9 protein-coding genes and 1 pseudogene are annotated in these 10,564 nt (G+C 67.3%); 1 reads left to right on the top strand and 9 read right to left on the bottom strand.

Annotated features, from left to right (window positions below; translation table 11 throughout):
* Window positions 1-169: 169 nt before the first annotated feature.
* Genes JYJ84_RS18715 through phnS form a run of 7 tightly spaced genes read right to left on the bottom strand, consistent with a single transcriptional unit; the run spans window position 170 to window position 7,455 of the window.
* Complete coding sequence (locus JYJ84_RS18715) at window positions 170-721, bottom strand: phosphonate degradation HD-domain oxygenase (protein WP_122948056.1); 552 nt, start codon at window positions 719-721, stop codon at window positions 170-172.
* 4 nt (window positions 722-725) lie between these two features.
* The gene (gene phnY / locus JYJ84_RS18710; protein ID WP_122948057.1) at window positions 726-2,180 is read right to left on the bottom strand and encodes a phosphonoacetaldehyde dehydrogenase; all 1,455 of its coding nucleotides are present in this window, start codon (window positions 2,178-2,180) and stop codon (window positions 726-728) included.
* Window positions 2,177-3,484, bottom strand: coding sequence for a phosphonoacetate hydrolase (gene phnA / locus JYJ84_RS18705; protein ID WP_122948058.1), 1,308 nt, complete (start codon window positions 3,482-3,484; stop codon window positions 2,177-2,179). The genes phnY and phnA overlap by 4 nt, the downstream gene beginning before the upstream one ends.
* Window positions 3,481-4,341 (bottom strand): 2-aminoethylphosphonate ABC transport system, membrane component PhnV, encoded by an 861-nt coding sequence (gene phnV, locus JYJ84_RS18700; protein ID WP_043180846.1) that lies wholly within the window; start codon window positions 4,339-4,341, stop codon window positions 3,481-3,483. Before phnV ends, phnA begins: the two co-directional genes overlap by 4 nt.
* The gene (locus JYJ84_RS18695) at window positions 4,331-5,251 is read right to left on the bottom strand and encodes a 2-aminoethylphosphonate ABC transporter permease subunit (RefSeq protein ID WP_122948059.1); all 921 of its coding nucleotides are present in this window, start codon (window positions 5,249-5,251) and stop codon (window positions 4,331-4,333) included. The genes phnV and JYJ84_RS18695 overlap by 11 nt, the downstream gene beginning before the upstream one ends.
* On the bottom strand, window positions 5,229-6,332 hold the full coding sequence (gene phnT, locus JYJ84_RS18690; protein WP_122948060.1) for a 2-aminoethylphosphonate ABC transport system ATP-binding subunit PhnT: 1,104 nt from the start codon (window positions 6,330-6,332) through the stop codon (window positions 5,229-5,231). Before phnT ends, JYJ84_RS18695 begins: the two co-directional genes overlap by 23 nt.
* A gap of 34 nt (window positions 6,333-6,366) precedes the next feature.
* Window positions 6,367-7,455 (bottom strand): 2-aminoethylphosphonate ABC transporter substrate-binding protein, encoded by a 1,089-nt coding sequence (phnS, locus tag JYJ84_RS18685; RefSeq protein ID WP_122948061.1) that lies wholly within the window; start codon window positions 7,453-7,455, stop codon window positions 6,367-6,369.
* Between the two features lie 259 nt (window positions 7,456-7,714).
* On the opposite strand from phnS, the gene JYJ84_RS18680 reads away from it, so the two are divergent.
* On the top strand, window positions 7,715-8,824 hold the full coding sequence (locus JYJ84_RS18680; protein ID WP_175222541.1) for a 2-aminoethylphosphonate--pyruvate transaminase: 1,110 nt from the start codon (window positions 7,715-7,717) through the stop codon (window positions 8,822-8,824).
* A 106-nt stretch (window positions 8,825-8,930) separates the two neighbouring features.
* On the opposite strand, the gene JYJ84_RS18675 is transcribed toward JYJ84_RS18680, so the two are convergent.
* Entirely contained in the window at window positions 8,931-10,274 is a 1,344-nt protein-coding gene (locus JYJ84_RS18675) for an MFS transporter (RefSeq protein ID WP_175222540.1), read from the bottom strand.
* 33 nt (window positions 10,275-10,307) lie between these two features.
* Window positions 10,308-10,564: pseudogene (locus JYJ84_RS18670) on the bottom strand (shikimate dehydrogenase); the annotation flags it as partial.

Genomic DNA, 10,564 nt, shown 5'->3' with positions numbered 1-10,564 from the left:
GACTCCAGCACACCTCCAACCCTGCTTCCCTCTTCCGCGCCGCGTTTCCGTTAGCGCGAAAGAGGCGTGATTGTAGGCAGCCTCTTCGATCTGCGCAAGGGGTTTCTCAAAAAATATAAGGCCCCGCACGCTGCCGCGTGCGGGGCCTTATATAGAGGGAGCCGAACCGTCAGCCCGCGCGCACCTGGCGCGCGACGATCTCCATATAGTGATCGAGATCCGGCGTCACCTTGCCTTCTTCCTTCGCCGTATCGTCCCAGCGACGCAGACGCAGCGCGTCCTCCGCGAACGGGCGCTGCAGGAACGCCGCCGTCTCCTCTTCACTGAAGATGCCGCCCTGCAGCGCGAGGCTGCGCACCGAGTCCGGCGACAGGCTCTCGAAGTAGCCGGCGTCCGTGCGGCACAGGCAGCGCTTCGCGTCGACATGCAGCCGGATCGGCTCCAGCACCGCGTCGGAGAACAGCGGCCGCAGGAACGGCAGCACGTAATACTGATGCAGATCGTCGATCCCGCGCGCGCTCGGCGTCTCGCCCTGGCGATTCAGCAGATGCCCGAGATCGTGCAGGAACGCCGCCGCGACCAGCGCTTCGTCAGCCCCCGCCTCTTCCGCCAGCAATCCGCTCTGCAACGCATGCTCGAGCTGCGTGACCGGCTCGCCGCTATAGGCCACATGGCCATGCTCGCGATACAGCCCGTGGATCTCTTCCACCGTCAATGCCATTCATTCACTCCCAAGGCAGCGAAAACGTCTTCAGGTTCGTGAAGCTCTTCATCGCCTCCTGAACGCCTTCCTTGTAACCGAGCCCCGAATCCTTGATCCCGCCGAACGGCGACAGCTCGATCCGGTAGCCGGGCACTTCCCATACATTCACCGTGCCGACGTTCAGCTCGTTCACGAACCGCACGACCGCCGCCGTGCTGTCCGTACAGACACCCGACGACAGCCCGAACGCCGTCCCGTTGCTGATCCGGATCGCGTCGTCGATCGTGTCGAACGTGATCACCGGCGATACCGGGCCGAAGGTCTCCTCGCGCACGATCGTCATCGACGGATCGACGTTGTCGAGCACGGTCGGCGCATACAGCGCGCCGCGCCGCACGTTGCCGGTCAGCAGGCGCGCGCCCTGTGCGACCGCCTCTTCCACTCGCGCCTCGAACAGCCGCGCCGCTTCCTCGTCGATCACCGTGCCCATTTCGTTCGCGGGATCGAACGGATCGCCGTACTTCCATGCGCGCGTCTTCTCGACCAGTAACTCGGTGAACGCGGGCGCGATCGAGCGTTGCACCAGCATCCGCTTGACGGCCGTGCAGCGCTGCCCCGAATTTCGGTACGAGCCGAGCACCGCCAGCGACGTCGCGCGTTCGAGATCGGCATCGTCGAGGACGATCAGCGGATCGTTGCCGCCCAGTTCCAGCACGATGCGGCGGTAGCCGGCCCGCGCGGCAATCGCCTTGCCGATCGCCACGCCGCCCGTAAAGGTAATCAGCGACGCATGCGGATGCGTGACGAGCTCGTCCGCGATCTCGCGCGGATCACCGGTCAGTACCTGCAGCATCGGCTCCGGCAGCCCGGCTTCAACCAGCAGGTCGGCCAGGTAGAACGCCGACAGCGGCACCTTCTCCGATGGCTTCACGATCACGCGGTTGTTGGTCGCGATCGCCGGCGCGATCTTGTGCGCCACCTGGTTCATCGGATGATTGAACGGCGTGATCGCGACGATCACGCCGTCGAGCGGCTGCCGCTGCGAAAACACGCGGCGCGCCTTGCCATGGGGCGTCAGGTCGCACGAGAAGCTCTGCGCGTCATCGCGCAGCGCCTCGATCGCCGCGAACTTCAGCACATCGGCAACGCGGCCGATCTCGTAGCGGGAGTCCTGTTTCGACAGGCCCGATTCGAGCGTGATCAGGTCGGACGCTTCCTCGGTACGCTCGCGCAACAGCGCGGCCGCGCGTTCGAGGATCTGCGAGCGCTCGTAACGCGTGAGCTGCGGCCGATACGCCATCGCGTAGTCGAATGCCGCGCGCACGTCGTCGACGCTCGCCAGCGGCACCGTGCCGACGCGCGTGCCCGTGTAAGGGTCCATCACGTCGAGCGTGCGTTCGCGCGTCGCGCGCGTGCCGCACCAGCGCAGCGCCTCCGCGCGAAACGCCGGGTGATCGTGTCGGGGATGAGCCATCATGTCGCGACCCGGTTCAGCACGAAATCGAACACGTCGAAGTTGCGCGGGCGACGCGCGGGATCGACTGGCTCGATACGGCGATTGAACAGCAGCGGCACTTCCTGCTCCGATACGCCGCCATGCGAACGCAGCGGCACCGTGAGACCCGACAGATCGTGTTCGCGCTCGCGCGTGCCGAGCGTCATGTCGCGGCGGCCGATCACGACGAGATCGCCGATCCGGTCGGCCGGCAGCTCGAAACGGGCGGCGGCTTCCGCGTTGTCGAGCACGAGCTCGACACCGTCGAGGCCGCCGACGCGCCACATCGCCTCGGCCCGGTCGACACCCGGCGCCAGATAGATGGTCGCGAACGAGCCGAGCGCGCCGTGGTGCACGACGTACGGATCCGTGATCGGCAGGATCACGCGCGCAGCCTGCGCGCCGTACCAGCCGTCGAACGCGTCCTGCAGATAGATGACGTTCGGCCGGCCCGTCGCGGGATCGTGCTTCGCGTTCATCCCGTGATCGGCCGTGAGCCCGATCGCCCAGCCGAGCGCGTCGAGCTGCGCGAGATAGCCGTCCATCATCGCGTAGAACGCGTTCGCGCCGGCACTGCCCGGCTCGCACTTGTGCTGCACGTAATCGGTGGTCGACAGGTACATCAGGTCGACCTGGCGCGTCTGCGCAAGCCGCACGCCGGCCGCGAACACGAATTCGGACAACGCCGCGCTGTAGACGTCCGGCGAAGGCAGGCCCACCCAGTCGAGTACGTCAACGATCCCGTTTTCCGCCAGATTCGCCTGCGCAGCCTTCTCGGCCGAAAAGCAGATGCCGTTCATCTGCCAGCCGAGCAGCCGGCGCAGCTTGTCCTTCGCCGTCACGACGGCGACCCGCGCACCGGCGTCGGACGCCGCCGCGAGCAGCGTGCCGGCCCGCAGGTAGGCCGGGTCGTTCATCATCACTTCGGCACCGCGCCCGCCGTCGGCGGCCGGATCCCAGAAATAGTTGCCGCAGATCCCGTGGACCGACGGCGGCACGCCGCAGACGATCGACAGGTTGTTCGGGTTGGTGAAGGTCGGCACGACGCAATCGGCACGCCAGGCCGTGCCTTCCGCGATCATCCGGCCGATGAACGGCGCGACGCCCGCTTCCACCGCGCGTTCGAGATAGTCGTACTCGCAGCCGTCGACGCAGACGACGACGGTCGGCTCGACCGGCAGCCGGTAGTGCCGGCCGTTGACGTCGACCGAACGTCCCGCGAGATCCGTCGAAGCGCCGGCTGCCGACGCTGCACCGGGTTGGCGCAATGCGAACGCGGCGTTCATGATGCCACCCGCTTGCCGCGCGGCACGCGCGCAGCGATCAACAGCAGCGCCGCGAGCGACGCGCCGAGCATCAGCAGCGACAGCGCCGATGCCGGAAGGTAGTAACCGCGCTCCACCTGGCCGATCACGACGATCGGCACGGTCGCGAAGCCGGGCGGATAAACCGTCAGCGTCGCGCCGAGCTCGCCGAGCGACAGCGCAAAGCCGAGCGCGAGGCTCGCGCGCAGCGCCGGCACGAGTTGCGGCAGCAGCACGCGGCGCAGCACCATCGCAGGCGGCGCACCGAGGCTCGCCGCGGCTTCGCGCAGCACGGTCAGTTCCGGGCGCAGCGCGGCGGCCGCGCAGCGATAGCAGAACGGCAAAATCAGCGCGAGCTGCACGAGCACGACGATCGCCGCCGAGCTCGACAGGTCGACCGGCTTCTGGTGATACGCGATCAGCACCGCGAGCCCGAGCACGACGCTCGGTACGCCGTTCGGCACCATCACGAGCGCGTCGACCACCGCGCCGAGGCCGCGCCGGTCGCGCCCTTCGAGCGCCAGCGCAAGCCACAGCCCGAGGATCGTGCCGACTGCCGACACGCCGAAGCCGATTTCCAGGCTCGTCAGCAGCGCGTCGTATTCCGGCGACCCGAGCCGCTCGAACCAGCGCAGGCTGTAGCCGGCCGGCAAAATCGTGCCCGACCACTGCGTCGACACGCTCGACAGCGCGACGACGACGACAGGCAACACGAACAACCAGAAGCACGCGAACGCGGCCAGCGCGAGCGCCGCGCGCGACGCATGCTTGAGCACCGTGTCGCCCCAGCCGATCTGGTGGCGCGGCACGGCTTGCCCGATACGAAATTCAGCGGACATCGTTTCCTCCCGTCGCACGCCGGTTCACCCGGCGATAAACCGCATACAGCGCCAGCGACAGCGCGAGCATCATGACCGCACCGGCCGACGCGGTCGGCAGGTCGAGGTCGACGGTCGCGCTGCTGTAGATCGCGACCGGCAGCGTGACGAGCCGCGCACTGCCGAGCACCAGCAGAATCCCGAATTCGTTCAGCGTCAGCAGGAAGCACAGCACGGTGCCGGCGGCGATACCCGGCCACGCGATCGGCAGCACGACACGGCGGGCGAGCATCCAGCCGGACGCGCCGAGGCTGCGCGCGGCTTCGATCAGCCGCAGGTCGAGCGTCGCGAACGACGCGAGCGTCGGGCGCACCACGAACGGCGTATAGAACACGGTCTGCGCGAGAATCACGCCGCCGATGCCGAACAGGAAATCGAGCGGCGGATTCTCGAGATGGAACAGGTGCTGCAGCGCGATGCTGATCGAGCCTTGCGAGCCGTACAGGAAGATCAGCGTGAACGCGACGAGGAACGACGGGAACGCAACGTACAGTTCCAGGAAACGCGTGACGAGCGACGCGCCCGGAAACGGCTTGAAGAACAGCAGCGCGGCCAGCAGCACACCGAGCACCGACGCGGTGCCGGCGCTCGCGAACAGCACGCCGAGCGTGGTCAGCAGCACGCTGCTCGTATCGGGGTTGCCGAAGAACGTGCGGTACGCGGCGAAACTCAGCCCGTGGTCGCCTGACACGCTCAGCAGCACGAGCCGCACCAGCGGATAGACGACGAGCGGGCCCAGCAGGAGGATCGCGAGCACGGCCAGGTGCAGGTCGCCCATGCGCTTGCGGCGCCGCGCGGCGGCGGCATGCGCGGCGGCCGACGCGAGCACGTGCGGCGGCAGGCCGGCTTCAGGGCTCGATAAGGACGACATCGTCTGCCTCGCAATGCAGGGAAACGCGCGCACCGCGCTCGGGAGCCGCACCGCGGCCACGTTGCATCGTGACGCGCACGGGTTCGTCGGGCGCCGCATCGATCGTGACCGCGATCGACAGGTCAGCGCCCTGCCATTCGACGGACGACACCGTGCCGTGCAGCCCGCCCGCAGCCGGCGGCATCAGGGTCAGACGCTCGGGGCGCACGCAGGCCACCTTGCCGCGCACTTCGTGGCGCGGATCGCCGAGCGGGAAGATCACGTGCGGCGGCAGCAGGTTCGCCGGGCCGAGATAGCGTGCGACGTAGCCGTCCTGCGGTGCGTCGTACAACTGCTGCGGCGTGCCGAGCTGCGCGATATGGCCGTCGCGCATCAGCAGCGCGCGATCGGACAGCACGAGCGCGTCGTCGCGGTCGTGCGTCACGCAGACGACGGTCAGGTTCGGCAGGCGCTCGTGCAGCGCCTTCAATTCGCTGCGCACCGATGCGCGCAGGTTGGCGTCGAGCGCCGACAGCGGCTCGTCGAGCAGCAGCACGTCCGGCTCGATCACGAGCGCGCGCGCCAGCGCGACACGCTGCTGCATCCCGCCCGACAGTTGCGCGGGCAGGTGATGGCCCGCATCGCCGAGTTGCACGAGCTTCAGCGCATCGGCGACGCGGCGCGTCACTTCCGACGACGCCATGCCGCGGGCGCGCAGCCCGAATGCGACGTTCTCGAACACCGACAGGTGCGGGAACAGCGCGTAATTCTGGAACAGCAGACCGAGATTGCGCTTGTGCGGCGGCGCATAGGTCAGGTCGCGTCCGGCAACGGTCAGCGTGCCGGTCAGGCCGTCGGCCTTCACGAACCCGGCGATGAAGCGCAGCAGCGTGGTCTTGCCGCAACCGCTCTTGCCGAGCACGGTCAGAAATTCACCGGCACCGATCGACAGCGACAGATCTTCCAGCACCGTGCGTGCGCCGTAGCGCACGCTCAGGTGTTCGATCTGCACGCCGCCCGGCGCGCCGGACCGCAGCGTTGCCTGCGGTTCGGCGGCGCCGAATGCGCCGGGATGGGTCAGGGTGGTTTCCACCGGGTTCATCCTCTTGCTCACAAATACAGGCGGCGTGCGCCGATCACTTCGGCTTGACGACGTCGAGCTGCTTGCCCGAGCTGCCGATCACGTCCTTCTTCCAGCGCTCGATCCACACCGGCTTCTTCGCCATCACCTGGGTCCAGTCGACCGGGATCAGCTTCACGCCCGCGATCGCCTTCTTGACCGCTTCGCCGTTCTTGCCGGCCAGCGGCACGTCCGTGCGGCCCGGGATGCCGTACATGTCCGGCACCTTCGACTGCACTTCCGTCGACATCAGGTAGTCGATCAGCTTCTTGCCGGCGTCCTGGTTCGGGCCGCTCTTGATCAGGCCGATGCCGTACGGGAGCTGGAACGTGGTCGGCTGGTCGCCTTCCTTCGCGGCCAGGAAGATCGGCTTGACGGACAGCGCGCCGTGTTCGGCATCGTCGAGGTCCATCTGCAGGTCGCCGTTCGCGACGCTGATTTCGTTACGCGACAGCAGCACGTTCAGGTAGCCCGTGCCCTTCGTGTGGAACTTCACGCTCTGCGACAGCTTCGCGAGGTAGTCGAACGCCTTGTCCTCGCCCATCAGCGACGTCGTCAGGATCAGCACGGCCATCCCGTCGCCGGCCGTGGCCGGGTTCGAGTACGCGACCTTGCCTGCGTAGGCCGGCGACAGCAGGTCGGCGAACGTCTTCGGCTGGTTCTTCACGACGTCCGGGTTGATCGCGAACGAGAAGTAGTTGTTCACGAACGTTGCCCACGTGCCGTCTTCAGCCTTCGCGATGGCCGGCACGTTCTTGTAGTTCACGCTCTGGTACGGCTGCAGCAGGCCCAGCTGGCCGGCTTGCTGAATGAACGGCGGCAGCGTGACGATCACGTCGGCCTTCGGGGAATTCTTCTCGATGTTCGCGCGGTTGACGACTTCGCCGCTGCCCGCCGTCACGATGTTGACCTTGACGCCTTCCTTCTTCTCGAAGGCCGGCAGCACATCGCGATAGAGGTTCTCGAGACCGTCTGCCGTGTACAGCACGACCGCGCTCGCCGCATGTGCGGGCAACGCGGCGCCCATCAGACCGGCGACGCTGGCGGCCAGCGCAAGCTTGCGGAACGCGCCGGCAGCGGCGCGCGAGGGTTTCTGCAGTGTCATCTGACTTCTCCGTAGGCGGAACACCAAATGGCCGGGGCACGATCCGGCTCTCCTGTTATCTCCGGGCAAAACCGATCGACGGCCTGCCTCGCTGCCGCGCTGAGGTTAGGTTTCGCGCGGCAAGCGAAGGATCACAGCGTTCGATGACAAACCCGTGACGAATGCCACAATTTCCAAAAAATGACACATTTTGCCAATATCATGCAAGTCATTCAGAAATGCCGCCCGGCGTTTCTTCCGACCTTTGCAGAGGAAAACCATGTCCGATCCGATTCTTCTTACGCCCGGCCCGCTCACCACGTCCGCCACAACCCGCCACGCAATGCAACATGACTGGGGCTCGTGGGATGCCGCTTTCAATCAACTGACGGCCAGCGTCTGCGCGGATCTCGTCGCGATCGCGCACGGCGGCGACGAGTACGTGTGCGTACCGATGCAGGGCAGCGGCACGTTCTCGGTGGAAGCCGCGCTCGGCACGCTGGTGCCGCGCGACGGCGTCGTGCTGGTGCCCGACAACGGCGCGTACTGCGCTCGCATCCTGAAGATCCTCGGCCGGCTCGGGATCGAAGCGATCGCGTTGCCGTTCGGCGAGGACGCCGCCGTCGATCCGGCCGCGATCGAAGCCGCGTTCGCACGCGAGCCGCGCATCACGTACGTCGCGCAGGTGCATCTGGAGACGAGTGCCGGCATCCTGAACTCGCTCGACGACATTGCCGCCGTGTGCCGGCGCCATGGCAAGCGGCTGATCGTCGACGCGATGAGCTCGTTCGGCGCGCTGCCGATCAAGCTGGCCGGCAGCGGCATCGATGCGCTGATCTCGGCAAGCGGCAAATGCCTCGAAGGTGTGCCGGGGATGGGGTTTGCGATCGTGCGGCGCGACGCACTCGACGCGAGCGAAGGCAACTCGCCGTCGCTCGCGCTGGATCTCCACGACCAGTACGCGTACCTGCGCAAGACGGGCCAGTGGCGTTTCACGCCGCCGACGCACGTGATCGCCGCGCTGCGCGCCGCGCTCGACCAGTATCTCGCCGAAGGCGGCCAGCCGGCGCGGGGCGCACGCTATGTGGACAACTGCCGGACGCTGGTCGAATCGATGCACGCGCTCGGCTTCACGCCGTTCCTCGATGCAAGCGTGCAAGCGCCGGTGATCGTCACGTTCCACGCGCCCGACCACCCGGCCTACGATTTCCGCCGCTTCTACGACGCGGTGCGCGACGCGGGCTTCATCCTGTATCCGGGCAAGCTCACGCAGCTCGAGACGTTCCGCGTCGGCTGCATCGGCGCGATCGACTCGAACGATATCCGCCGCGCGGTCGCGGCAATCGCGCAGGCGGTCGAATCGCTCGGCATCGCGGTGCAACGCGCATAAGCGCGGGACTACGCCAGCCGGCACACCCGCCGGCACGCGCAAACAAAAAAGCCCGGCGGCCTCGCGGCTGCCGGGCTAACGCACAGGATCTGCGTGGAGCCGGTGCTTACAGCTCGATCCGCTTGATGTCGCCGACGACGAAGATGTACGACGCCGCACCGATCAGCGCGATCACGCCGATGAACACGAGCGCACCGACGAACGACCCGGTCGACGCGACGATGAAACCGACCACGAGCGGCGTGACGATCCCGGCGAGGTTCGCCGCGAAGTTGAAGATGCCGCCCGTGACGCCGAGCAGGCCGTCCGGTGCGATGTCCGACACGAGCGTCCAGCCGAGTGCCGCCATCCCCTGCGCGAAGAACGCGACCGACATGATCGCGATCACGGCCTCGTTGCTCTGCACGTAGTTCGCGAGAATGATCGTCGACGCGAGCAGCAGGCCCGCGATGATCGGCAGCTTGCGCGCGAGGTTCGCGGACTTGCCGCGACGCAGCAGCCAGTCGGAGAAGATCCCGCCGAACATCACGCCGACCGATGCGGCGATGAACGGCATCACCGCGAAGAAGCCGATCTTCAGCCAGCCCATGTGGCGCTCGGTGGCGAGGTAGGTCGGGAACCAGGTCAGGAAGAACACGAGCGTCGAGTTGCCGGCGAACTGGCCGAGGCAGATGCCCGCGAGCTGACGCTTCTTCAGCAGCTTGCCGGCCATCGCCCAGCTGAACGACTTCTGCTCGCCCTTGGCGCCTTTGTCACCGTCCTTGCGCACGCCGTGCACCAGGCCGCCGCCCGCCTCGATATAGGCCAGCTCCTCCGAATTCGCGGCCGGATGGTTGCGCGGCTCGTGATAGAACTTCCACCAGACCAGGCCGAACACGATCCCGACCACGCCGACGACCCAGAACAGCGAGCGCCAGCCGAACGCGCCCATCAGCGCGAACAGCACCGGGCTGAAGAATGCGAGGCCGATGTACTCGCCGACTGTATAGGTGCCCGTCGCCATCGCGCGTTCGTTCTGCGGGAACCAGGTCGCGACGACGCGGCTGTTGGTCGGGAAGCACGGCGCCTCCGCGACGCCGAGGCCGAGACGACAGGCGAGCAGCGTGGCGACGCCGGGCACGAAGCCCTGCAGGAACGTGCACAGCGACCACAGCGTCATCGACCAGTAGTAAGTGACCTTGCTGCCGAAACGGTCGAGAAAGAGGCCACCCGGCACCTGCGCGGCCACATACGTCCACGAGAACGCGGAAAACATGATGCCCATCACGGCCGCGTTGATGCCGAGCTCCTTGGTGAGCTGCGGCGCAGCCACCCCCAGCACGGTGCGGTCGAGATAGTTGATCATCGTGCCGATCGCGAGCAGCGCGAGAATCTTGTAGCGCGCCGAGGTGCGCCGGACGGTGCCGGACGCCTGCGCCGGCGCGGCGCTCGTGTGGGTGGTGTGCTGCATGGTCGTCTCCTGGTCTCTCTTTCTGGAAGGGGGTCAGCGCGCGACGAGCGACTGAAAGTGATCGAACATCCGCTCGGCGTCGGGCGTGCGTCCGGTGAAGATCTCGAACGCGTCGACGGCCTGGTAGACGGCCATCCCGCCGCCCGGCAACGTGGCGCAGCCGGCCGCGCGCGCCGCGTGGATCAGTTCGGTTTCGAGCGGGAAATACACGATGTCGGCCACCCACATGCCCGCGTGGAGCAGTTCGGCCGGCAGCGGCAGGCCCGGATGCTTGGCCATGCCCGTGGGTG

Origin of the sequence: Burkholderia sp. LMG 13014, assembly GCF_905232215.1 — a bacterium.
Lineage (GTDB): Bacteria > Pseudomonadota > Gammaproteobacteria > Burkholderiales > Burkholderiaceae > Burkholderia.
This window is presented reverse-complemented; position numbering and strand designations above follow the sequence as displayed.